Origin of the sequence: Streptococcus mitis (assembly GCF_003943905.1) — a bacterium.
Taxonomy (GTDB): Bacteria; Bacillota; Bacilli; order Lactobacillales; family Streptococcaceae; genus Streptococcus; species Streptococcus mitis_BC.
In genome coordinates this window covers 141,498-165,733 of record NZ_RJNS01000001.1, presented here as the reverse complement: position 1 = coordinate 165,733, position 24,236 = coordinate 141,498, and the positions used below count along the sequence as shown (strand labels likewise).

Genomic DNA, 24,236 nt, shown 5'->3' with positions numbered 1-24,236 from the left:
ACTCCTAGTCTAGAAATTGAGATAAATCTAACCCGCCAAAGGGATTCATAGATAGATTACTCTGTTCTTCTAACAATAGTTTTCCTTCATCCGACTCCAAAAAGGCTTCATAAACACGCGCCGTCATGCGGGCATCTTCTAAACTATTATGCGATTGACCTTTAAACCCTAAAAAGTTCGCAACAGTTTGCAGTTTGAGATTAGCTATGCCGTGTAGGTCAGAACTACGACGTTCAAAAGCCTCATCATATAGGTCGACCTTGTACTGGTCACGATAGTCCAAGCCATGCTCCAAGAGAATAGGTAAATCACTCTTGGCTGCATTGTAGCCAACGATAGGTGAATTGCCAACAAATGCCTGAAAGTCCTGTAAAACTTGTTCTACTTTTGGCGCATCTTTCAAGGTTTCAGCTGTAATTCCTGTCAAACCATTAATAAAACTCTTTAAAGGCACGCTGGTATGGACATAAGAATCAAAGGCACCTATCTCTTGACCATCTTGAAAACGAACTGCTGATACCTGAATTAAATGGGTAACCCCTTCGTGTTGATTAAATTCTAAGTCAAAGGCGATATAGTCTCTTAATTTTTCCATCTTTTACCTCAATTCCGACTCAATTTAAACTATAAATAAGAAAAGAAGCTATTAGGTTAGTGAATAACCCAAACAGCTTCTTTATTTTCCTCCAAATAGGCGAGCAAAAAAGCCTTTTTTGGTTGCTTGGACTTCTTCTTTTGCTTGGTCCAACTCGAGTTTCAAGGTTTCTTGATCCTTCATGGCTTGAAGAGTTAACTGTTGCTGTTGGTCCAATTGTTTGTCCTTTTCTGCAATCTGGCGGTCTTTGATGCGCATCTGCTCATCTTTTTCTGCCAGTTGCTGGTCCTTGGCCTTGAGTTGCTCGTACAAACGAAGAATTTCAGCGTTTTTCTCATCGACCAAGATTTCCATCAGTTCGCGTTGTTTGACATCATCACTGACTGGTTCATCTTCAAAAATCGTTTTTTTATAAATTTCTTCTAGCTTGATCAAGCCACTTCGAGTAACTACTGTTACACCTTTGTCATTTTTTTTCGTGTCCTCTTCTGGAAGTTCTTTGACACGATTGTTGATTGCCTGACGAGATAGTCCTAAGACCTCTGCAATCTCGCTGACGGTCATTTCAATACTCATAATATCCTCTGAAACTTTTCTAGCTTTTCTTTATTTAAATCTTATCATAAGCTAGATAAACTGTCAAATTTCCGCTTAATCCAAGGCCTTTAAAAAGGCTAGTAAGACTTGGGCAGAACGATGTCCAGCTTCGATAATAAACTCATCAAAAGAGATAGAGGCTTCGTGATTGGCATTGTCACTCATAGCGCGAATGACTAGAAAAGGTAGGTCAAGAGCCTGAGCCGCCTGAGCAATGGCTGCTCCTTCCATTTCAACTGCTAAAACATCTGGAAAGTGGGACTGGATAGTAGCAATCTTATCTTCTCCAGCTATAAAACTGTCCCCTGTAGCAATCAAGCCTAGGTGCCATGTCTGTTCTAACTGAGATAAGTTTTCTTTAATCCTAGCGATAAACTTCTGATCTGACTCAAAGTAAAGAGGTTGACCAGCCATCTGACCATAAGCATAGCCAAAAGCAGTCACATCCACATCATGGTAAGCCAACTTATCCGCAATCACTACATCTCCAACGGCAATCCCTTCTGCAAGTGCACCTGCTGATCCTGTATTAATAATGGCTTCTACTTGGAAATGATCAGCTAACACCGCTACACTCATAGCCGACATGACCTTTCCAATCCCACTCTGAACTAGGACAACTTCTGTATTGCCAATAGTGCCAGTGTAGTAGGTATTTCCCATGACTTGGACTTCTTGATGTTTGTCCAAATTCTGAGTCAAATGTATCAGCTCTTCTGGCATGGCAGCAATGATTCCAATTTTCATTTCATTTCCTTTCAATTACAAGAGTTTCATTGCCAAAACTAGCAAAATCAAAAGTAGGATGACTGCAAACAAGATGCGATTGAGTTTCGAATTAAAAACATTTCTCTTGGTGTTCTCAATACGACGGCTCTTATGAATCGTTGGCTCTACTTCGATTGTAAGTGTATCTTGACTAAAACCATGATCTCTAGAACGTGAATAACCAAAATTTTGTGAAGCTGTTGGTAGGATCTTTGTTTCCTCATCATCTTGAAGAGGTGCTCCTGAGATTTTCTCACCTCGGTTGGCACGTTCAATCATTTCGTCTGTTAATAAAGGTTTTCCCATGGGTTTCTCCTCTATTTCTTTTGTAGTTCCCAGTACTGGATTGCCATGATAGTCTTAGCATCACAGATATGACCTGACTGGATCAGGTTCTTGGCTTCCTCTAGACTGACTTCTAAAACTTCCAAGGTTTCATCATCATCTTGTGGACGAGGATTTTCCACCTTGACCAAATCACTAGCAAGGTAGAGTTTTAGTTTTTCATTACAAAATCCAATCGCAGAATAGAAATCGTACAACAGTTCTAACTTAGCTGTGTAGGCAACCTCTTCTTCCAATTCTCTAAGAGCCGCTGCCATTGGATCAGCATTTTCACCAAGTTCTAGTTTACCAGCAGGAATCTCATAAGAAACCGCCTCGATAGCCTTTCGGTATTGCTTAACGAGAACGATTTTGTCCTCCACTGTCACAGCTAGTACACAAACAGCTCCATTGTGAAAAATCAAGTCACGTTGGGCAGTACCCTTTCCTTCTGGTAGTTCCACCTGGTCTTGTACTAGTTTGAAAATAGGACCTTGATAGATTTCCTTTCGGTGAATCGTTTTTTCTTCAAATTCCATGACAGACTCCTACTGGTTCTTTGGATGATGAGGGAGGCGAGTCGCATATTCATCTTTGTTGACCTGACGTCCACGGCCGATAGCAATAGCATCAGCAGGAACATTCTTGGTAATGGTTGAACCCGCTCCAACCAGAGAATTATCCCCAAGTTCTACAGGAGCAATAATGGTTGAGTTTGAGCCAACAAAGACATTGTTACCAATGACAGTTTTGTACTTATTTTTCCCGTCGTAGTTGACTGTAATCGTACTTGCACCAAAGTTAACATGGCTACCCACTTCACAGTTTCCGATATAGGTCAAATGACCCGCCTTGGTATTTTCACCGATTGAAGAGCCTTTTACTTCAACAAAGTTTCCAATGTGAACTTGGGAAGCTAAGCTTGAACCTGGACGAATGTGGGCATAGGGACCGACCGTCACACCGTCCGCAACACTACTTTCCTCAATCATAGAATTCGTAATCACAGCTCCAGCTCCAATGGTGCTATCCACGATATAAGTTCCATTTGTTAAAACAGTTTCCGCCCCAATCTTCGTTTGACCTTTCAAGGTAACGTTGGCTTCGATTTGGACTTCAGGAGCAATCTCGACATCAATGTCGATGTAAGTTGCATCTGGATTGACAAAGCTGACACCATTGACCATATGTTTTTGATTAATACGGCGACGCATCACTGCTTCCGCAGTCGCAAGAGCTACACGGTCATTTACTCCAAGACTTTCATCAAAATCCTTGAGAGTATAGGCCCCAACCTTCTCACCCGCATTACGGAAAATACCAATCACATCGGTAATATAATACTCTCCTTGTGCATTGTTAGTGTTGATGTTTTTAAGGGCTTCAAAAAGGCGTTCATTGTCAAATACGTAAGTTCCAGTATTGATTTCCTTGATTTGTTTTTCAAAATCAGTGGCATCTTTCTGCTCAACAATACGAAGAACTTCAGCATTATCGTTGCGGACAATTCGACCGTATCCGAAAGGATTTGCCGCTTCAGCCGTTAAAATAGTCGCTACATTTTTGTGATTGATATGGAAATCCAAGAGATTTTTCAAGCTTTCACCTGTAATCAGAGGAGTATCCCCAGCGATGACTAAGGTATGTCCAGAACGATTTTGGAGAATGGGCTCTGCCATCATGACAGCATGCCCTGTGCCCAGTTGTTCCGATTGAGTGACAAAGTCTGTCTGTCCAGCCAAGACTCGCTCAACTAACTCAGCCTTGTGTCCCACTACGGTAACCGTCTTTTCAGGTTGAATAGCACCAACACTACGAAAAACGTGTTCCAACATCGAAATTCCTGCTACTTTATGAAGTACCTTAGGAAGATCTGATTTCATGCGAGTACCCTTACCCGCTGCTAAAATAATGGCATAATTTGACATACTATTCTCTTTTCTGTAAAAATTCCCTTATATTATACCATAATTTTACTTTTAAAGAACAAACAAACAGGTGCTTTCCTGAAAATCTCCCCTACTTGTCTACATTTCTAAACTGTTTCCTTTGATTTTTTTAAATTTTTACGATAAACTAAATAAATATGAGAAAACAAATTCATCCTGCTATTATTTTTAGTTTATTTGGAATTTTCATAGCGATTTTACTCCTCAATAGACCAAGTTTTGAGGACCATCCTATCAAAACTAAACCAAATGCTCTTCAAGTTGAAACACAAGCCTTGCATAATCTTGACAAGCCCATTATCGATGTCTCTGGTTGGCAAAGACCTGAGGAGATCAACTATGACACCTTATCTCAAAACATTTCTGGTGTTATCGTTCGCGTGCACAATGGGGCTCAGCACACTGAAACAAATGATGCTGCCTTTATCAATGGTGTCGATAAAGCCTATAAAAATCATATAGCAGAATTTCAAAAACGCAATGTCCCTGTGGGTGTTTATGCTTACGTTGCTGGAAAAAGTAAAGAAGATATGGAAAAGGCTGCTGAAGTCTTTTACAACGCTGCTTCTCCCTACAATCCTAGCTACTACTGGTTAGATGTTGAAGAAAAAACAATGTCCGATATGAATGAAGGTGTTGAAGCCTTTCGTGCCAAACTGGCAGCTCTCGGCGCTAAAAACATCGGCATCTACGTTGGGGTTTACTTCATGCAAGAGCATAGTATCAATACAGATAAGTTCACTGCTATTTGGATCCCTTCCTATGGAACTGACTCTGGTTATTTTGAAACTAAGCCAAATACTGATCTGGACTACGATCTCCACCAGTACACTTCTAAGGGGAGAATTGCAGGATTTGAACATCATTTGGACATCAATCTGATTTCTACTGACAAAGACAAGGAAGAAACCTTCAGAAAACTATTTTTAAGACCATAAGACAAGTGAAAATAACAAACTTTTTCACTTGTTTTTTCATTTTCTCCCTGTCTGTGTTATAATTGATAGCATAGAGAAAGAATTTTACGAAATTGAGGATTTTATTATGTTTTCATGGATTGCACGAGTTATTAAAGGAATCGTCATCGCATTAGGATTTATCCTACCTGGAATTTCTGGCGGTGTTTTAGCAGCTATTTTGGGAATTTACGAGCGAATGATTGGCTTTCTGGCTCACCCCTTTAAAGATTTTAAAGAGAATGTCCTATACTTTATTCCAGTAGCTATCGGGATGTTGCTAGGCATTGGTTTGTTTTCCTATCCAATCGAGTATTTGCTAGAAAACTATCAAGTCTATGTTTTGTGGAGCTTTGCGGGAGCTATCATCGGTACAGTTCCTAGCCTCCTTAAAGAATCTACTCGAGAATCTAATCGTGATAAGATTGACCTAGTCTGGTTCTGGACTACCTTTATCATTTCTGGGTTGGGTCTTTACGCGCTCAATTTTGTCGTAGGGTCACTCAGTGCTAGTTTTGCAAACTTCATCTTAGCAGGTGTTCTTTTAGCTCTTGGTGTCTTGGTGCCTGGTTTAAGTCCGTCAAATCTACTTTTGATTTTGGGACTGTACGCTCCAATGCTGACTGGTTTTAAGACCTTTGATTTGTTTGGTACCTTCCTTCCCATCGGGATTGGTGCAGGAGCAACCCTCATTATCTTTTCAAAATTAATGGATCACGCCTTGAACAACTACCACTCCCGTGTTTATCACTTTATCATTGGGATTGTTCTATCAAGCACCCTCTTAATTTTGATTCCAAATGCTGGAAATGCTGAAAGTATCCAATACACTGGACTTTCTATTGTGAGCTATGTACTCGTTGCCTTCTTCTTTGCGCTTGGCATTTGGCTTGGTATCTGGATGAGTCAATTGGAGGATAAGTATAAATAATGGCAAAGAAAGTCAAGATTAAAAAAACCTTGGTCGAACAAATCTTGACCAAGGCGGGTATTGAACACACAGGCATTCAAATCAACGCGCTTGAGGGTGAACTACCTTCGGAATATGATCGAACTCATATCTTTAAAACCTTGGCTCTTTTGGGAGACAAGACAGGACCGATTATTGGAATTGTTCCCATAACAGAACACCTCGCTGAGAAAAAACTAGCAAAGGTTTCTGGCAATAAAAAAGTGAGTATGATTCCGCAGAAAGACTTAGAAAAAACGACAGGCTACATTCATGGGGCAAATAACCCTGTCGGCATTCGCCAAAAACACAATTATCCAATTTTTATTGATCAGACTGCTTTGGATTTGGACCAAATGATCGTCTCTGCTGGGGAAGTCGGACATAGTATCATCGTACGCCCTCGAGACTTGGCCAGCTTTGTAAAAGCGGATTTTGCAGATATCTTGGAGGACAGTAAGTAATGAAACTCTATTTTGTTCGTCATGGTCGCACTCTCTGGAATCTTGAAGGACGTTTTCAAGGTGCTAGTGGGGACTCTCCCCTTCTTCCAGAGTCTATTGATATCCTAAAGCAACTTGGCCAGTATCTCAAGGAAATACCTTTTGATAAGATTTATTCAAGTGATTTACCTCGAGCGGTCAAATCTGCTGAAATTATCCAAAGTCAACTCCAGACACCCTGTCCTTTAGAAAGTATTCCTGACCTGCGCGAATGGCAACTTGGAAAACTTGAAGGTTTAAAAATCGCAACGCTCAATGCCATCTATCCACAACAAATCAAGGCTTTTCGTTCAAATCTGGCTCAGTTTGATACGAAGATGTTTGAAGCGGAATCCCTCTACTCTACGACCCAGCGTACTATTCAATTTATCAAATCTCTGAAAGGAAGTCCGGCTGAAAACATTCTAATCGTCGGTCATGGGGCAAATCTCACTGCTAGCCTTCGAACACTTTTAGGTTATAAAGAACCCCTTCTTCGAAAAGATGGAGGTTTAGCAAATGCTAGTCTAACAGTTTTAGAAACCGAGGATTTTGAAACCTTCACTCTGGAAAGATGGAATGATACTTCCTATCAAGAAAAATAATGGAACTTGATCTTAATGGTTAAGTTCTTTTTAGTTTTCAAAGAATATCCGTGAATTTCTCTGCTATTTATGATAAAATGGGAGTATCGTAAAAAATGACTCATCGTATTCAATTTTGAGTAAAATTAGGAGGAACCCATGTCTATAGAACATATGGAAGAACTAAATGACCAGCAGATCGTTCGCCGTGAAAAAATGGCTGCGCTCCGTGAACAAGGAATCGATCCCTTCGGAAAACGTTTTGAACGTACTGCTAACTCTCAAGAACTAAAAGACAAATTTGCAGAACTTGATAAAGAACAATTACATGAATTAAACGAAACTGCTACAATTGCAGGTCGCTTAGTAACCAAACGTGGTAAAGGTAAAGTCGGTTTTGCCCATCTTCAAGACCGAGAAGGTCAAATCCAAATCTACGTTCGTAAAGACGAAGTCGGTGAAGAAAACTACGAAATCTTCAAAAAGGCTGACCTCGGTGACTTCCTTGGTGTCGAAGGTGAAGTGATGCGTACAGATATGGGAGAACTTTCTATCAAGGCAACTCACATCACACACTTGTCTAAAGCACTTCGCCCGCTTCCTGAGAAATTCCACGGTTTAACTGACGTTGAAACAATTTACCGTAAACGTTACCTTGACTTGATCTCTAACCGTGAAAGTTTTGAGCGCTTTGTCACTCGTTCAAAAATCATCTCTGAAATCCGTCGTTACCTTGATCAAAAAGGTTTCCTTGAAGTGGAAACACCTGTCCTCCACAACGAAGCTGGGGGCGCTGCTGCTCGTCCATTTATCACTCACCACAATGCACAGAACATTGACATGGTGCTTCGTATCGCGACCGAGCTTCACTTGAAACGTCTTATCGTTGGTGGTATGGAACGTGTCTATGAAATTGGCCGTATCTTCCGTAACGAAGGAATGGATGCTACTCACAACCCTGAGTTCACTTCTATCGAAGTTTACCAAGCTTATGCGGATTTCCAAGATATCATGGACTTGACGGAAGGTATTATCCAACACGCTGCTAAGGCAGTTAAGGGTGATGGTCCTGTTAACTACCAAGGAACTGAAATTAAGATCAACGAACCATTTAAACGTGTTCACATGGTAGATGCTATCAAGGAAATTACTGGTGTAGACTTCTGGCAAGACATGACTTTCGAGGAAGCTAAAGCTATCGCTGCTGAGAAGAAAGTTCCAGTTGAAAAACATTACACTGAAGTTGGTCACATCATCAATGCATTCTTTGAAGAATTTGTTGAAGAAACCTTGATCCAACCAACCTTTGTCTACGGTCATCCAGTAGCTGTCTCTCCACTCGCTAAGAAAAATCCTGAAGACGAACGCTTTACAGACCGTTTCGAGCTCTTCATCATGACCAAAGAGTACGGTAATGCCTTTACTGAGCTCAACGACCCAATCGACCAGCTTAGCCGTTTCGAAGCCCAAGCAAAAGCTAAAGAACTTGGTGACGATGAAGCAACAGGTATCGACTACGACTACATCGAGGCTCTTGAATACGGTATGCCACCAACAGGTGGTTTGGGTATCGGTATCGACCGTCTCTGCATGCTCCTCACTGATACAACTACTATCCGTGATGTATTGCTCTTCCCAACAATGAAATAACCCCTTATCCTCTGGTTTTTGCCAGAGGTTTTTTTGATAAGAAAAGAGACTCAATTTGAGGAAAAAATTTAGAAAATCTTTCCAGAATATAGTGAAATGAAATAAAATCTGAACAAATTGATTGGAAAAGTCAAATCAATTTCTAGCAATGTTTTAGAAGTCACAGTATACTATTCCAGATTTAATACGCTATATTAAATGGCTATCATGCGCTTTCCCAATTGATAAAAAGACTACGTTTTGCTAATCAAAACGCAGTCTCATCCACTATTTTATCTCACTGTCCTTCTTGTACTTCTTTGGTTGCTACATCTTCTCCAAACCATTTTTGACTGATTTCTTGGAACTTACCATCCTTATAAAGACTAGAAAATCCTTCATTTATCTTATTAACCAGAGTTGTATCTTCCTTACGTGCTCCAACTGCAAAAGCTTCTGTTTCTAGTCCAACTGTAAAGACATTATAATCGTTTAAAACGCCTTCTGCTTCTAAATAATAGTTTGCATAGACACGATCAATCAATAGGCCGTCAATTCGATCGTTTTTCAAATCAATCAAGGCTTCATTAAAGGTTTGGTATTGATTCGCTTCATTATTAGCGACAATATCCTTCAAAATCGCTGGCTTTCCTTCAAAGTCCGCATAACCAGATGAACCAGCTTGAGCTCCCAAAGTCTTTCCAGTCATATCTTTTACAGTCGTGATACCTGACGATTTCTTAGTAACCAATACCTGCTCATTCTTCATATATGAGTTACTGAATGCTACCTTTTCACGACGTTCGTCTGTAGCGGAATAGCCATTCCAAATCAGATCAATCGTTCCTTTTGTCAATTCAGCTTCTTTCAAATCCCAATCAATCGGTTGCCAATTTACCGTAATTCCGTATTTTTCAAAAACAGCTGTAGCTAAATCAATATCAAATCCTGCATAGGAACCATCTTTCTGAGCAAATCCCATTGGAACAAAAGTACTATCAAACCCAATAGTAATAGACTTGTTAGACTCGTACTTAGACCAATTATCTCCACTAGTTTCACTAGAATTTTTCCCACAAGCTACTAAGAACAAAGCAGTCATTAGACTGACTAATACAAGCATCAATTTTTTCATCATTTTTCCTCCTATTTAGGCTCTACTTTTAATAATACATCTGCAATATTTTCAGCAAATTGTAAATCGTGGGTAACCACAATTTGCGTCATCCCAAGTTCTCTATTTTGCAAAATCAGTTTTTCCACTTCCAAGCGTAATTCTGGATCCAAGGCAGAAGTTGGTTCATCGTAACCAATGATTTCTGGGTCAATCATCATAGCACGCGCCAAAGCCACCCGCTGCTTTTGCCCACCTGATAGTGAGAAGGGATAAGCATCTGCGTGCCCTGCTAGTCCTAACTGTTCCAAGAGTCCACGCGCCTTCTTCTCAGCCTCTTCCTGCTTCATTCCCATAGTTTTCACAGGCGATAGGGTCAGATTGTCCAGAACTGATAAATGAGGGAAAAGTTGAAAATCTTGGAAAACAAATCCCAGAAGATTGCGCTTTTCTAGTTCGTCTAAAGCTAGAGATTCACCGTTATAGTAGATTTCTCCAGAATCGATAGTTTCCAGTCCAGCTAACATACGCAACAAGGTTGTTTTTCCGCCTCCTGATGGACCTACGATTGCCAGGATTTGCTTTTCAGGAATTGATAGGCTGAAATTGGTTAAGATTTGTTTGCCACCAAAGGCCTTGTTGATGTTTCGTAATTCTAACATAGCAATCCTCCTATCTGTAATAACTGTACTTCTTCTCAACTTTTTTGGCAAGGATAGTCACAATACCAATCAAAATCAAGTAAATTGCTCCTGCCAAGAACATAGGAATCAGACTAGCATCACGGTTGGCTGCTGTCCGACTTGCTAAAATCAAATCTGAAATCCCAAGGGCATAGACCAAAGAAGTATCCTTGACCAAACTCATGACTTCATTAAATACACTAGGTAGAACAATTTTGGTCACCTGTGGTAAGATAATATAGCGCACTGTGGCAAAAGGGCTAAACTTCAAGACCTTAGCAGCCTCATATTGACCCTTAGGAATGGTATCAATCCCCCCACGGAAGATTTCAGCAAAGTAAGCTGCATAATTCAAAACAAAGGCAATAATAGCCGCAGGAAGGCGATCCAAACGAATCCCAATATTTGGGAGCACATAATAGATAAAGATCAATTGCAAGAGCAAGGGTGTTCCCCGCATGATCCAGATATAAATGTTGATCAGATAATGGAGGAGCTTCCAATGGACTTGCAAGGCAAAAGCAATCAAAACGCCCAAGGGAATAGAAAAAATCAAGACCAGTACAAAAACCTGTAAAGTCATGCTTGCACCGCTCAATAAACTCGGTAATATCTCAAACAAATAAGACATACTGCACCTCCTAAAAATAATTGTTCCTATTATAGCATAAATAAACAATTTAGCAAGGGTTATTGTAAAAAAATTCTATTTCTTTTTGAAAATAAAAAAAACCGTATCCATCAAAATGACTAGATACAGTTTTACTTTATAGGATATTTTTAAAGTGTTTCTAGCAGTTCTTGCATCTGAACATCATCTGGAATCAGTTTTAAATATGCCTCTGCTTGAGTCTTAGCTTCTTCAAAATCCCCCAATTCACGCAAAAGATAAGTATATTGCTCCAGAAACTCTGGATTGTCCTTGAGGTCAGATGACAGTTCTTGATAGAGCTCATAGGCCTTATCTAAATCCTCGATTTCCTGGTAAGAGCGTGCAATCATCCACTTGGTCAAGAGGTTTTCAGGTTCTTGACTTTGGAGAGCGATGATATCTTCATACCGCTCTTGTTCCATATAAATGGTTGCGAGGCGAAGAAAAATTTCTTCTGTATCCTCTGCATCTTCTTTAGCAGTAAGGAGAAACTGCTCTGCGCTACTTGAATCATGTAACTCATACGAAAACTGAGAAGCAGCTAGCAAGAGACGGGTTTCAAATGGATTTTTCTCCAAACCTTGTTTAGCGATACGAAAGGCCTCCTCCACCTGATGTTCCTTATGCAAGGCTTGACTATAACCATACTCATATCCCTCAAAACTTGGCGAAATGGTATCAATCTGCTTAAAGTAAAGAACAGATTTTTGATACTCTTCTTGGTCAAAGTAAAGACTGGCCAACTCAAAAGCGGTTTGGTCATCGTATTCTAGTTCTAAGGCTTTTTCTAAGAATTCAGTTGCAGCTTCAAACTTGCCTAACTGGGCATAAGCGTAGCCGATTCGCTGATAGGTTGAGACACCTGTTTGCTCATAGATGGAGCGATTGTCTAATTGAGCATAGCTCTGAATGGCTTCCTGATAATTTCCTAACTCGCTATCCAACTCAGCCAGACCAAAAACTAATAAAGCGTCATCTAAGTAATTTAAGGCTTCCAGTAACTTTTCACGCGCTACATCTGTCAATCCTTCCAACTGATAGAGGTCAGCCTTCAAGGCCAAAGCCGATACATACCAATCACTATCAGGTGTGATTGCCTCAAGGTAAGCAAAAGCTTCCTCAACATTGCCATCCTCGCTAGCAATACTAGCTAAGTTCAGATTCACTTCTGGAAATTCTGTAACGATATTTTGGTAAATTTCTTTCGCTTGGGGATAAAAGCCAATTCCCTCTAGATAGCTAGCTAGTTCGTAAAGAACTTCACTTGAATCTGTTTCGAGGGCTTTGTGAAAATACTGATCCGCTTTGGTTAAATCCTGGTCATCCAAATCCTGGAGCATGCGTTGACTATTGTTCACTCTTGATTTCCTCCCCTTCTTCTTCATACAAACCGCTGACTTTTTTATACCAGTTAAAGATAGCTGAGATAACGACCTTGGCAGAGGCATAGACAGGGATTCCCAGCAAGACTCCCCAAATACCAAACATAGAACCTGAAGTTAGGAGAACAAAGAGGACATTGATCGGATGGATGTTCAGTTGACTACCTAAAATAAGTGGAGAAACGAAGCGACCTTCAATCGTTTGTTCAACAATAAAGACAATGACGACTTTTAAAAGCATGACTGGTCCTGCAATCAAGCCAAGAACTAAAGCTGGAAGCATGGCAAGGAAACTACCCAAGTAAGGTACTAGATTGAGGATACCAGCCGTAATACCAAGAGTCACAGCATATCTGAGACCAATAATCTTAAAGAAAATAATAAACATGATGGCTACAATAATAGCAACTGTAACCTGTCCTCTAACATAGTTTGACAACTGTTTATTGACATCCGATAGGACTTCACCCGCAGGTTCTTTTAACTTCGTTGGAATAAACTTAGTCAAATAATCTCGCAAGCCTTTTCCATCACGCAAGAGATAGAAGAGCATAAAGGGTACGATAATGACCGCTACAATCACCTGAGAAACACTACTGATAAAGGCGCTGACCCAGTTGACGGCTTGAGAAGAAATTTTGCTGGCCCATATCGTTGCTTCTGTAGAAACATTTGCAAGAACCTGCTCCAACTGAGGTCTAAAATCATCTGGCAAGCGTTTGGTTACAAGGTCATTGATAACCATATCAGCATCCTTAAGATAAGTCGGCACATTCTTCGCAAAATTTAAGACCTGACGTTGGAGATTTGGAATAGCGACTGCCAGCCCCCAAATGATAAAAAGTGCAATAATGACAAAAACAATACTGATGGCAAGAACGCGGTTGATCTTGTGCTTCTCCATCCAGTCAACAATCGGGTTGAGGAGATAATAAAGTAAACCAGATAAAATAACTGGCAACATGACGACTCCTAAAAAGTCCAAAACAGGTAAAAAAATAAAACTAATCTTACTTAGAATGAAAATGTTCAGCCCCAGTAACAAGGTTACTAAAAATACAGTGATAGCTTTGTTATCTAAAAACCACTTAAAGAACCAAGATAGGCTAAAATGTTTCTCTTTATGTTCCATAAATACATCCTTTCTTTCATCTTCTCATTATACCATTTTTCTTTGAAACAAAGTATAAATTTCTAATTATCTTTTTATATTTTCTTAAATGCTCGTAAAGCCTTATTCTATGTGCTTTCGAGTATTTTTACTGTAGGAAGATACTTCACGTTTCTTTGCATATTTCCTCATGTCTTAGCTGTCAGAAGTGGTAAATAAGTAGTAAATTCATTTGTACTACTAAGCAACAAGACGCTCCTGTTGCTTCTCTTTATTCAAGCGTTTCATTTCTGCCATTGCAGAATCGAATGTTGCATGTGCGTAATAGTTCAGCGTCATGGCTATATTAGCATGTCCCATAATGTACTGTAATGCCTTTGGATTCATTCCTGCATTTGCATAGTTGGTACAGAATGTATGTCGCAAACTATGTGGAGTGATGTGTGGCAATTTATCCTCGTTATACTTATTGTATTTCTTAACAAGACCTTTCATCATGCCGTTGTAATCACTTGCCACTTTTGGATAGTTCTTTCTATTAAGAAAGAGGAAATCACTATATCCATCAATCTCAACACGCTTATCATTCTTTCGATTCGCTAACACTCGCTTAAATGCTTGATAGGCTTCTTCAACCATAGGAACTTGACGTTCGCCACTTTTGGTCTTTGGTGTTTCAATGTAGTACCCAATTTCAGTATCTCTCAATAGCTGATGGTCTATATTGACAAGACGATTCTCAAAATCTAAATCTGGAAGTGTCAAACCACCAAACTCTGAAATACGAAGACCTGTTTTTAAGAGTATCAGAATTTCATCATAATTTTTGCTGTAGGTTTTATCAGCTTTTGCAAAGGCTAACAGTTTTTCTTCCTGTTCTTCTGTTAGTACGGTCTTAGGGACAGTATCATCATCAAGAACTGCTTTCAGTTGAAAGTCAAATGGATTCTTCCGAACACAATCATCTTGTATAGCAATATAGAATGAAGCCTTTAAAGAACGTTTGTAGTTATTGATGGTTTGATAAGCATAACCATTTTCACTCATTCTAATAGCCCATTCTTTAGCGTCTGATGGCTTAATACTGTCAATACTTCTTACACCTAACTTGTCTTTCTTCAAAATATCCATAAGATATTTGCGTCCAGTTTCAGTGTTTTTTCTAACCTTTGGTCTTTGAGCGTTCTGTTTTGCGTAAAGCTGGCAGAGTGTCATTTTCTTTCCTAAAACATCAATACCATCATGAATGTCTTTCTGTAACTCTGCGATTTTCTCTCTAAGTGAGATACAATCACGCTTTCCTGCTGGTACTCGGTCTGTAGCCACAAGTTTCCACGAGTAAACAAATTGCGGTTCTCCAAATGAATCTATATATTTGTATAAGTATCTTCCGTCTTTTCGTTGGCTCTCTCCAGTCTTTAAGATTCGACCTTTATTGTCACGTCTTTTTTCTGACATGGCATTTGCTCCTTTCCTTTATGGAAAGAGCCTTGATACGACTTAATACTATTTTATCATATACAAGACCCTTTGGCGACGCTAGATTGCGTCCAATGTATCTATAATTTTTTCAAATTGTTTTCGTTTAATCTGAATACGATTGCCATTCATAATCAGCCAATTTGCATTTTTATTTTCCTCTGCCAAGCGTCGTAGCTTGTTTTCGCCAATACGAAAATATTTTGACGCTTCTTCAATGGTTAGGGTATAACGTTCCCAAATAGGAATGTCAGTCTGCTTCATAAAATCCTCCTTTCCAAATCACTTATTTGGATTTCATAAAAGTTGTTTTACCAGCAATCGAACAGCTTTAGCAAAGCTCACGGGAGTTCCACCCCTGCATGGTTCTCATGTAGCCATACTCATTGCCTGCGACGGTTTTATCACGCTCGGACTATTGACTGTATGGGAGTATCATTATCACGATAAGAATGTCGTTGCAGGCAATCCTGCTAAAGATTGCTTCTCGGATCACTAACATGAATCGCTCGCTATCTTTATAAGATAGGTCATGGCGGTTAGTTCCGTTGGCTCTTTTCTTATCGAAACGTATTCGATTACTTTTATTCAGTTTTCAAAGAACAATGGCTCGTTAGCCTATCAAAACACATTGAAAGCTCAATATGCTTTGGTGGAATAACAAACCTCCCTGTTCGGGAAGCGTGGAATGGTTTAGCACGCTTCCACGAAAGGAGAGAGGATATTACTTAATTTCAAATGACAAAATCTTTGTAATCAGTCTGGTTTCCATTCTTCCACGTAAGACTTCATCAACGACCATACTTTGATTGCCATATTCATCTTTCATAAGTCGTAGGGAACGCTTCGTTATGTACCCTCTGTAATGATGTAGAATCTGGTTAATCGCTTCGGTATCGCCATCTGTTGCCTTTACAATGAGAGGAAAGGGAATCATAGGATATTGTGTTTTCATTCTTCAAATTCCTCCATAAACTTTTTAATTAAGGCTAGTCCACTGGTTCTATGCCGATAGACAGTAGAACGGTTCAATTTCAACAGGTCTGCAATTTCTGAATCGCTCATGTCCATAAAGTAAAACAGCAGTAGAATTTCACGTTTCTTGTCTGGCAACTCACGTAATGCTTCACTCAACAAATCATTTTCAACGCCTACTGATAACCCATTGAGTGTAAAAATCTGAAAGTCAGTTGAATAGTTATCTGTTGTCGCAAACTGGCTAACAAGATAATCGCCAACATCCGAAAAGGACACCTCACGCTTTGCAATCCTTGAAAGATAAAGCATATAATTCTTTCGCTCGTCTTCCATAGCACGTTTACAGATATAGTCAAACTGATTTTCTATTGTGGTCTGAAAAGAAGATGGTTTCATGTTTCTCACCCCCTTTCTGTCTAGGAAAGGAAGTGAGCCTTGCTCGTTTATCTCCTTTCACTCTTAGTCCCAATGTGAAAGGGGGATTTGTTGCATTACTGATAAATAAACTTTGTAAAAAAGTTCTGAATAGCCAAAAAAGCATATAAACAGATTTATTTCTCTGTTTACATGCTTCTGTTATTCTATCTATATGATTTATAAAACCACATTGGTGGACGTACTTATCTATTGCAGATAGACGACTTTTTTTGACAAGAACCCAATGTAAGGAAATTTATTGTATATGATGTACTTCATGGCGACGTTGACCTCCAACAAACCGCCATTTGGAAGTAATATACAATATTTTAACAGCGTAAATAGCACTACCATATAACGGTTTTTTTTATTGGCGTTTAGTAGTGCTTTTTATTAAATATAAACCTATAAACCATATAACACGTTTTTCTATACCTGTTTTTAATTCAGTAGGAACAATAAAATGTATAGAGGTGGTCTACTATGCGTAAAAAAGAAGATAAATATGATTTTAGAGCCTTTGGTTTAGCCATTAAAGAAGCTCGATTGAAACGAGGTTTAACTCGTGAACAAGTGGGAGCATTGATTGAAATTGACCCACGGTACTTAACTAATATTGAAAATAAAGGGCAACGCCCCAGCATACAAGTTCTTTATGACCTTGTATCGTTACTTCATGTTTCCGTTGATGAATTTTTCTTACCTGCTAATAACTTGGTAAAAAGCACCCGACGATTACAGATAGAGAAATACATGGATAGCTTTACAGACAAAGAACTATCCTTAATGGAATCTTTAGCCAGCGGTATCAACGAAGCAAGAAACATCGAAGACTAATTAAAAGAATCCATACATAACGGAAAGAGCCGATAAAATGAGATTGTATTAATCTCATTTTATCGGCTCTGCGTCTTTGCGTCTGGCTCTGTAATCACAGTTACTTTGAACTGCTTTATTTCAATTAAATTTTCTTGTCTGCATTTCGGACAATAGAGGGGGAATTTTTTTAATTCAGTATCTTCCCTTATCTTTAATCGTGTTTTATTTCCACATACAGGACACAATATCCACTTGTAGTTTATAATAACTATCTCCTCCTTTACACTTTAATTCAAATCTTTATTAAAAAATATTTCATCTTATTTAACAAGAAACCATATTTATATAACAACATAAAATACACTAAGTTATTTTATTGAACATATATCGTACTTTATCTATCCGACTATTTGGACGACGGGGCTGGCAAACAGGTTCACCGGTAGTAACATGGTACCCTTTTAACTCTGTTAAACAAACACTACGTCCATTTGTAAAGAAAGTTAAATCACTACGATATTCTTGAATACACCGAGCAGGGATTTCTCCACTAAGAATGACCTCATTATTTTTCAATTGAGTGTCTACGATGTTCGCACAATATTTAGGAGCATCGTTGTATGCTCGTGAAAGATATTCCTGTGGCGCATAAATTTTAAAACTAAGATATGGCTCTAACAATTCTGTTCCAGCTTTTTTTAAGACTTGTTCCAATACAATAGGAGCAAGCATCCGAAAATCTGCTGGGGTACTAACAGGGCTATAGTATAAGCCATACTTAAAACAGATTTTACAGTCCGTCACATTCCAACCATACAATCCTTGTTCACAGCCATAGCGTATCCCCTCCATAACTGCATTTTGAAACGATTGATTTAAGTATCCAAGAGAAACCGAGCTCTCATACTGTACTCCGCTCCCTAATGGAAGCGGTGCTACAGATAGACCAATGGAAGCCCAGAAAGGATTCGGTGGAACTTCGATGTGAATGGTATACTCTGCTTTTTTTAACGGTCTTTCCATATAAATGACTGTAGGCTCTTTTATTTCTATCTCCACATGATACTTTTCTTGCAGCAGAGCACAAGTCACTTCCATTTGTACTTTCCCTAAGAAAGAAAGTATGATTTCATGTGTCGCAGAATCCACATAATATCGCAGAAGCGGGTCACTGTCGGAGATTTCTAAAAGTGCATCAAGTAACATTTCCCTTTGTTGAGGTTTGCTCGGTTCAACAGTCGTTTGCAGCAGAGGGAGGGGATTTTCAATTCTCTCTCTCTGTGGCAATAGCTTTGTATCTCCAAGAACACTATTTAACTTCAAAAACTCATTCTGCAAAATAACAATTTCCCCGGAATAAGCCTTATCGATTTTACATAATTCACCATTTATTGAAGTATACATTTCTGTAATTTTTATTTTTTCCTTTTCCGATATTCTAACCGAATCTCGCAAATGCAGTACGCCACTATAAAGACGTATATATGCAAGACGCTGTCTTTTTTCCGAATACTCAATTTTGAAAACTTTTCCGCAAAGTTCAGACTGACCTCGATGTGTTGATGAATAAAATTTATTCGTAATCACTTCTATAAGGTTATCAATCCCTATATTGTTTTTTGCACTTCCGTGATAAACAGGGAACAGGGAACAATTATGAAATCTTATGCTTTCCTCTTGTTCGAGTTCTAATGCTTCCAATAATTTCCCAGACGTATATTTCTCCAAAAGGTAATCATTTCCTTCTATTACCATATCCCATTGTTCAGATTCGGTAAAGTTCATTACACGCATATTAGGATGCAGTTCTACCTTCTGTTTGATTACAATTTCCGCAGAAAGTTTCTCTTTAATATCCTGATAAACCGTTGATAAATCAATTCCATTTTGGTCAATCTTATTGATAAAAAAGATTGTGGGAATACCTATTTTCCTAAGTGCATGAAACAATATACGAGTTTGTGCTTGTACGCCATCTTTTGCAGAAATCAGTAGAATTGCCCCATCTAATACTGATAATGAACGATATACTTCTGCTAAAAAATCCATATGTCCTGGCGTGTCTATGATGTTTATCTTAGTATTTTTCCACTGAAAAGAGGTTATCGCCGTCTGAATTGTAATTCCTCTCTGACGTTCTAAAAGCGTATTATCCGTTTTCGTTGTACCTCTGTCCACGCTTCCTAATTCTGTAATCGCTCCACTGTTATATAATAAGCTTTCTGTTAAGGTAGTTTTTCCCGCATCAACATGAGCTAAAACTCCAATATTAATAATTTTCATGTGATTTTCCTCCATTCAAAAGCCCAAAAGGGCATAAAAATCCCAGTGATAAATACTCTTATCACTGGGATTTTTATGCATAACCATAGGCATACAAAGCATACAGATATTCTCCGGATACTTTAGAATCACATGATAAAGGTATTCTTAAACTGGGTACAAAAAACTAAGCCCTCCTAAAAAAGGACATCCAATTATTTGTTCCCACTATCAAATTGACAGTTTATTTAAGAATACCTTGCCGCATATTTATTAACTCCTTTTAAATAGATACTTAAATAATAGCACGTAAGAGCATATTTGTAAAGGAATCTCCAATTTTTTATCAAAGAGAGTACGTGATTACAAAATAGCTGTAATAATGTACCAATATTTGTTATTCTATAATCTTCCAATTACTCCCGTTCTTTTCAAGTACCAAATCAAATTGAGATACCTGCGTTGCTTTGGTCTGCTGGTCGATATACTCCACTGTCAGCGATACCGTGACTTGATTATCCTTACGATTGTGAATAGGATTTACCAGTTCTTGAAAGATGTACTCTTTTCCGATTGGTTTTAATATCCCGTCATTCACATAGTAGGAAAGTTCACTGGCTGTCGCTGTAGGATAGAGCTTGAAGAACGTCGTTAAAAACTCATTGATTTCATTGGTTGTAATGGAATCAACCGTCCCCTCACTTTCAATGGCTTTTGGTTTATAACTTGATTTCTTAGGTATGTTGGTAATGGTCGGATTCTTAACCAGTACCATATTTCCAGAACCATCTACATAGACACTCACTATATAAGCAGAGTGGACGGTCTTTGTATTTTCTCCCTCTGTAATGAGCTGGTCTACACTGTAGGTTACATTAAACTCATTGTCGCCAGTTGGCTCTACCGTCCATATCTGAAATCCTCTTACAGAAGACGATACAGGAATATCTTTGCGTACTGTATCAACATTGAGAGCTTGAAGTTCATCTGTCAGATAGCCTTTTAGACTTTCCATTCGATTATCAATGGACTTATCGGATTGCTCCCATGAATAGTAGACTTTCGCAAAGTTCTCTACAAAATTTTCTACATGATGAGTATCAACGTATTCCTTTTCTATGATAGTTGTTTCGTGAATAGTATGAGTATCTATAGCTGTAAAGTGCTTGAATATCGCAAAGCTGAAACTAAGCCCTAAAAGTACCCACAAGGCAATCACAACCTTTTTATGAGGATTGACCTTATAGTAGACACGAGGTTTCTTTTCCTTTGGTATCTGTTTTTCTTTATTCTGATTTTTTCTAAATTTCATCATTAAATCTTCCTTTCTCATTGTTTGATTCGTCCTGCTCCCACTAAATGCTGTTGCCAGTAGGGGCTTGTTAAGTCGGCATAACCGATTGGGTCGCCTGCATGAAACATACGGTTATTGCCAAGGTATATCCCAACATGAGTAATATAAGAGCCAGCGTTATAGGTAGAATGAAAGAAAACCAAATCGCCAGCTTGTGCTTCCGATAGTGGGATATGCTGGGTCACATCATATTGCTGTTGTGCGGTTCGTGGTAAGTTAATTCCAGCTTTTCCATACGTCCATTGTGTCAGTCCGCTACAATCAAAAGAAGTAGTCGGGGAAGCTCCACCGTAAACGTATCGCCAGCCCTCATATTTCAGTGCTTCGTCCATGATGGCTTGTACCGTATCATCATCAAACTCTGTTGTGACAAGATACTGCGTTACCAGTTGCACATAAAACATATTGCCATAGTTGTATCGCCAGCCCCCATTGATAGGTATGGCTATGGGATTGGGGTAAGACACTTTTTCGCCACCTGAATACTCTTTTGAGAAACTTTGAGCCAGTTCAAAGGTATATTTATTTCCACGATTAGCCACATACCCTAAGAAACCACCACCATAATTGTAGGACTGGATAACCGATTCTAAATCTACACTGAGCCTTTCGCTACTGGCTAATAATTCACTGAAATACTTCACACCTTGCTTAATGGATTCTTCTGTACTCAATGAATTAGGTGGAAGACCGAGGGATTCCGAGGACTGCATAACATCTTCCGCAGTACCGCCCGATTCCACCTGTATAATCGCAAGAAGTATGTTGACATATTCTTCAACGCCATATTCTTTGGCATATTTTTCTACCATAGGCTTATGAGCCAGCACTTCTGCGGAAACATTCACACCTCCATAATGAATATTGGAAATTCCGCTGTCCTGTTCATCTGAAAATAAAATGGCAACAAACAGAAGCAGTGAGAAGACCATCAAGAATAATCCAGAACCACCAATCACTAAAGTTTTCAACTTCATGGTTTCTTACCGACTTTCTTAATGGTGGCGGTTTTGATTGGTGGTCTACTTCTTGTATTTTGTAGTGGTACTCTTTGAACAGTAGACGGACGTTCTTTTGTGATTGGACGTTGTGAAGTTCTATCTGCTGTAGTGGTTGAAGTTGCTGGCTTTTGAACGGTTTTTTCTTGAACGGTATTGCCTTGGCGTTCCACTTTTGGACTTGAAAAATCGGACTTAACTGCTGGACGCTCTTGTTTGGCTTGTTGAGATTCCTTATATGAAGTCTGAATATTAGACTGTTTTGAGGTCTGTTCATCATGATATTGTTCTTGTCTTGTAGTCGGTCTTTCATGAACAGAAGAAGCAGGCTGTTTTTTCTGTTTGACCTGTTCCATTTCAGAGCGACGCTTCGCAATGGTTTTTCGCCTTTGTTCCTGCTGTTCCTTGCGTCCACTGGCTCTGTCCGCTTTGGTTTGAGAAATACTACTGGTTAAATCACGGACATTCTCTTTTACTTTGGATTTTCCTTGATATACTGCATATCTTGCATTGGTCGGCAAATCTTTAACCTGTTCTTTCAAACCACTAGCAGTGTCTACCATTCTGTCTTTGGTATCAGCTACTGTACCGATGGTTTGACCGATACGTTTTCCAAGTGTTGATTTTTCCTTTCCGTCTGGTCGGGAGTGATCTGCTTGTGTCCTTGCAGAACTCCCCGAACCCGACTGTCCTTTTTTACCTGTAACAATGGCAGACCCAGCCCCTAGAGTAGTCATGGAACGTCCAAGTTTCCGCTGTAGACGGTGCATGTGAGCGTGCATAAGCATACGAGGTTTTCTCATCACACGACTTCCCACACTTTGAGAATCGTTACTCTGTAGAGAAAACATACTCATTAAATCGCCCAGCTTGAAGTAGATTCCTGCAAAGGTCACAATCTGTAGAAAAGCAATCAAAAAGAACGGATAACCAGCCGATAAGGTATAGAGCATGGTTGAAATACTAAATGCTGTCGTAATAATCAATGTGATTCCAGCTCGTGTCAAAATGGTATTAAAGAGCTTTGTTATGGCTCGTTTTGACATACCATCAAATGATGGAATCATGCTTAAAATAAAGCTCACAGGCAGAAACATAGCATAGATGATAAAAAGTACCTGCGAGAAAATCATGATTCCTGTTAATAGGAATACAAATATGGAAATCCCAATATTGAAGACAAATAGGAAGAAGACTGTACCTAAACGGTTAATGGTCTTTGTAATGGTTAGATTGGTATTGCTTCTGTCTTCAATTTCTTCCGCAACAATTTTTTCTCTGTCTTCGCCATTGTTGGAATCTGGGCTGGTGGAGAGCAGGCTTTCCACACGGTCAATACCGATACTTTCAATGTCTGAACTGTTGTATTGAAGCAGTAGCCACGGTTGCTGAACCTGTATGGAAAACAGGCTATCTCTGATTAAGTCCACGCTGTCCTTGCCTTGACTATCGGAATGGGGCATGACAATCTTCGTGCCAAGTGATAAACTGGCATTACTGATGTCTGATGAAAAGTCATTGATTTTTTTAATGTAGTCGGGAGCGTAGGCAATAAAGGAAGCCGATAGGATAAACACCAGCACAAAATTCATAATGGCATGAATTGCCTTTGTGGTTTCTCTCTTTATCAGTCCCGTATAGGCAACATAAACCCCAAGAACCAAAATCAAGAGTAAGAGGAATCCAACATAGAAACCCTCTGTTGAAAATCCGTTTGCACTCACACCAGCTAAGGTCTGCATATTCTTACCAATGGAATCTGCTGTAGCGGAAATGAAGTCTAAGGAATAGGCTTCCTGTACTAAGTAACCTGTCGCATTGGAAACATACAAACTGATTGTCCAAATAAAATTGGTAATGGCATATAGTCCATACATGACCTGTTTTCCAATCCCGTCCGACCAGTTCCACGGAAGCCAGCCCCAGCTATTATCCACATAAAAATCCAGTTGATAGTTTTCAAGTGGGTATCGGCTGTATTCATTTGCCACATTGACCGTATCATCTACCAAGCCCGCAGCTTGAACCACCGTTCCCAGCATGGCTAAAAGAAAAATGGCAATCACAAGTGTGAAAGCCACTGTCATTGCCACTTTACCTAGACGTTTCAGCGTCCAGTTTGATTTTATTCTGTTTACTATTGATGGTTTCACA

Annotated in this window: 27 protein-coding genes and 1 pseudogene; 7 read left to right on the top strand and 21 right to left on the bottom strand. The window is 39.2% G+C overall.

From position 1 onward, the window contains the following. Window positions 1–4 precede the first annotated feature (4 nt). From D8854_RS00910 to glmU, 6 genes are all read right to left on the bottom strand, one after another. The gene (locus D8854_RS00910) at window positions 5–595 is read right to left on the bottom strand and encodes a 3'-5' exonuclease (RefSeq protein ID WP_125415188.1); all 591 of its coding nucleotides are present in this window, start codon (window positions 593–595) and stop codon (window positions 5–7) included. An 81-nt stretch (window positions 596–676) separates the two neighbouring features. Next, window positions 677–1,171, bottom strand: coding sequence for a chromosome segregation protein RocS (rocS, locus tag D8854_RS00905; RefSeq protein ID WP_000021248.1), 495 nt, complete (start codon window positions 1,169–1,171; stop codon window positions 677–679). A gap of 75 nt (window positions 1,172–1,246) precedes the next feature. Then, window positions 1,247–1,939, bottom strand: coding sequence for a 5'-methylthioadenosine/adenosylhomocysteine nucleosidase (locus tag D8854_RS00900; RefSeq protein WP_125448978.1), 693 nt, complete (start codon window positions 1,937–1,939; stop codon window positions 1,247–1,249). A 15-nt stretch (window positions 1,940–1,954) separates the two neighbouring features. After that, window positions 1,955–2,266 carry a cell wall synthase accessory phosphoprotein MacP gene (gene macP, locus D8854_RS00895; protein WP_125415186.1) on the bottom strand — a complete coding sequence of 104 codons (312 nt, stop codon included), beginning with the start codon at window positions 2,264–2,266 and terminating at the stop codon, window positions 1,955–1,957. A gap of 11 nt (window positions 2,267–2,277) precedes the next feature. Continuing rightward, a complete protein-coding gene (locus D8854_RS00890) occupies window positions 2,278–2,823 on the bottom strand; it encodes an NUDIX hydrolase (protein ID WP_125415185.1) in 546 nt (181 codons plus the stop codon). Window positions 2,824–2,832: 9 nt separating this feature from the next. Beyond that, on the bottom strand, window positions 2,833–4,212 hold the full coding sequence (glmU, locus tag D8854_RS00885; RefSeq protein WP_125448976.1) for a bifunctional UDP-N-acetylglucosamine diphosphorylase/glucosamine-1-phosphate N-acetyltransferase GlmU: 1,380 nt from the start codon (window positions 4,210–4,212) through the stop codon (window positions 2,833–2,835). A 158-nt stretch (window positions 4,213–4,370) separates the two neighbouring features. Between glmU and D8854_RS00880 the strand changes: the two genes are divergently transcribed. The 5 genes from D8854_RS00880 to lysS all read left to right on the top strand — a co-directional run bounded on the left by D8854_RS00880 (window position 4,371) and on the right by lysS (window position 8,854). After that, a complete protein-coding gene (locus tag D8854_RS00880) occupies window positions 4,371–5,171 on the top strand; it encodes a glycoside hydrolase family 25 protein (RefSeq protein ID WP_125415183.1) in 801 nt (266 codons plus the stop codon). A 106-nt stretch (window positions 5,172–5,277) separates the two neighbouring features. Then, window positions 5,278–6,120 carry a DUF368 domain-containing protein gene (locus tag D8854_RS00875; protein WP_125415182.1) on the top strand — a complete coding sequence of 281 codons (843 nt, stop codon included), beginning with the start codon at window positions 5,278–5,280 and terminating at the stop codon, window positions 6,118–6,120. After that, the gene (locus D8854_RS00870; RefSeq protein WP_125415181.1) at window positions 6,120–6,602 is read left to right on the top strand and encodes an aminoacyl-tRNA deacylase; all 483 of its coding nucleotides are present in this window, start codon (window positions 6,120–6,122) and stop codon (window positions 6,600–6,602) included. The genes D8854_RS00875 and D8854_RS00870 overlap by 1 nt, the downstream gene beginning before the upstream one ends. Next, entirely contained in the window at window positions 6,602–7,225 is a 624-nt protein-coding gene (locus D8854_RS00865; RefSeq protein ID WP_125415180.1) for a histidine phosphatase family protein, read from the top strand. The genes D8854_RS00870 and D8854_RS00865 overlap by 1 nt, the downstream gene beginning before the upstream one ends. 138 nt (window positions 7,226–7,363) lie before the next feature. Then, window positions 7,364–8,854 (top strand): lysine--tRNA ligase, encoded by a 1,491-nt coding sequence (gene lysS, locus D8854_RS00860; RefSeq protein WP_084972299.1) that lies wholly within the window; start codon window positions 7,364–7,366, stop codon window positions 8,852–8,854. 277 nt (window positions 8,855–9,131) lie between these two features. Here the strand turns inward: lysS and D8854_RS00855 are convergent, their stop codons facing one another. From D8854_RS00855 to D8854_RS00825, 7 genes are all read right to left on the bottom strand, one after another. Next, window positions 9,132–9,968, bottom strand: a complete 837-nt coding sequence (locus D8854_RS00855; RefSeq protein ID WP_038805646.1) for an amino acid ABC transporter substrate-binding protein — start codon at window positions 9,966–9,968, stop codon at window positions 9,132–9,134. 11 nt (window positions 9,969–9,979) lie between these two features. Then, entirely contained in the window at window positions 9,980–10,609 is a 630-nt protein-coding gene (locus D8854_RS00850; RefSeq protein WP_000891749.1) for an amino acid ABC transporter ATP-binding protein, read from the bottom strand. 10 nt (window positions 10,610–10,619) lie between these two features. Beyond that, complete coding sequence (locus tag D8854_RS00845) at window positions 10,620–11,261, bottom strand: amino acid ABC transporter permease (RefSeq protein WP_000120844.1); 642 nt, start codon at window positions 11,259–11,261, stop codon at window positions 10,620–10,622. 149 nt (window positions 11,262–11,410) lie between these two features. Beyond that, window positions 11,411–12,640 (bottom strand): tetratricopeptide repeat protein, encoded by a 1,230-nt coding sequence (locus tag D8854_RS00840; protein WP_185768049.1) that lies wholly within the window; start codon window positions 12,638–12,640, stop codon window positions 11,411–11,413. Continuing rightward, on the bottom strand, window positions 12,630–13,796 hold the full coding sequence (locus tag D8854_RS00835; protein WP_125448974.1) for an AI-2E family transporter: 1,167 nt from the start codon (window positions 13,794–13,796) through the stop codon (window positions 12,630–12,632). Before D8854_RS00835 ends, D8854_RS00840 begins: the two co-directional genes overlap by 11 nt. Window positions 13,797–14,015: 219 nt before the next feature. Continuing rightward, complete coding sequence (locus tag D8854_RS00830; RefSeq protein WP_125448972.1) at window positions 14,016–15,233, bottom strand: tyrosine-type recombinase/integrase; 1,218 nt, start codon at window positions 15,231–15,233, stop codon at window positions 14,016–14,018. Window positions 15,234–15,314: 81 nt separating this feature from the next. Further along, entirely contained in the window at window positions 15,315–15,518 is a 204-nt protein-coding gene (locus D8854_RS00825) for an excisionase (protein ID WP_000814511.1), read from the bottom strand. Between D8854_RS00825 and D8854_RS09880 the strand changes: the two genes are divergently transcribed. Further along, entirely contained in the window at window positions 15,502–15,753 is a 252-nt protein-coding gene (locus tag D8854_RS09880; protein WP_001845478.1) for a hypothetical protein, read from the top strand. The two genes, D8854_RS00825 and D8854_RS09880, sit on opposite strands and share 17 nt — an antisense overlap. Window positions 15,754–15,978: 225 nt before the next feature. On the opposite strand, the gene D8854_RS00815 is transcribed toward D8854_RS09880, so the two are convergent. Together D8854_RS00815 and D8854_RS00810 are read right to left on the bottom strand one after the other, a co-directional pair. Next, window positions 15,979–16,209, bottom strand: a complete 231-nt coding sequence (locus D8854_RS00815; RefSeq protein WP_000857133.1) for a helix-turn-helix domain-containing protein — start codon at window positions 16,207–16,209, stop codon at window positions 15,979–15,981. Beyond that, the gene (locus D8854_RS00810) at window positions 16,206–16,628 is read right to left on the bottom strand and encodes a sigma-70 family RNA polymerase sigma factor (protein ID WP_000804885.1); all 423 of its coding nucleotides are present in this window, start codon (window positions 16,626–16,628) and stop codon (window positions 16,206–16,208) included. Before D8854_RS00810 ends, D8854_RS00815 begins: the two co-directional genes overlap by 4 nt. Window positions 16,629–17,132: 504 nt before the next feature. On the opposite strand from D8854_RS00810, the gene D8854_RS00800 reads away from it, so the two are divergent. After that, window positions 17,133–17,486 carry a helix-turn-helix transcriptional regulator gene (locus D8854_RS00800; RefSeq protein ID WP_125448970.1) on the top strand — a complete coding sequence of 118 codons (354 nt, stop codon included), beginning with the start codon at window positions 17,133–17,135 and terminating at the stop codon, window positions 17,484–17,486. A 59-nt stretch (window positions 17,487–17,545) separates the two neighbouring features. On the opposite strand, the gene D8854_RS00795 is transcribed toward D8854_RS00800, so the two are convergent. The 6 genes and pseudogenes from D8854_RS00795 to D8854_RS00770 all read right to left on the bottom strand — a co-directional run bounded on the left by D8854_RS00795 (window position 17,546) and on the right by D8854_RS00770 (window position 24,235). Next, the gene (locus D8854_RS00795) at window positions 17,546–17,713 is read right to left on the bottom strand and encodes a cysteine-rich KTR domain-containing protein (RefSeq protein WP_000336323.1); all 168 of its coding nucleotides are present in this window, start codon (window positions 17,711–17,713) and stop codon (window positions 17,546–17,548) included. A gap of 118 nt (window positions 17,714–17,831) precedes the next feature. Beyond that, window positions 17,832–19,751 carry a tetracycline resistance ribosomal protection protein Tet(M) gene (tet(M), locus tag D8854_RS00790; RefSeq protein ID WP_002414694.1) on the bottom strand — a complete coding sequence of 640 codons (1,920 nt, stop codon included), beginning with the start codon at window positions 19,749–19,751 and terminating at the stop codon, window positions 17,832–17,834. Between the two features lie 15 nt (window positions 19,752–19,766). Beyond that, window positions 19,767–19,814: pseudogene (locus D8854_RS09985) on the bottom strand (hypothetical protein); the annotation flags it as partial. A gap of 313 nt (window positions 19,815–20,127) precedes the next feature. Further along, entirely contained in the window at window positions 20,128–21,063 is a 936-nt protein-coding gene (locus D8854_RS00780) for a conjugal transfer protein (RefSeq protein WP_001224320.1), read from the bottom strand. Continuing rightward, window positions 21,060–22,061 (bottom strand): lysozyme family protein, encoded by a 1,002-nt coding sequence (locus D8854_RS00775; protein WP_000769868.1) that lies wholly within the window; start codon window positions 22,059–22,061, stop codon window positions 21,060–21,062. Before D8854_RS00775 ends, D8854_RS00780 begins: the two co-directional genes overlap by 4 nt. Beyond that, on the bottom strand, window positions 22,058–24,235 hold the full coding sequence (locus tag D8854_RS00770) for a CD3337/EF1877 family mobilome membrane protein (RefSeq protein WP_000804748.1): 2,178 nt from the start codon (window positions 24,233–24,235) through the stop codon (window positions 22,058–22,060). The genes D8854_RS00775 and D8854_RS00770 overlap by 4 nt, the downstream gene beginning before the upstream one ends. Window position 24,236: the final 1 nt, after the last annotated feature.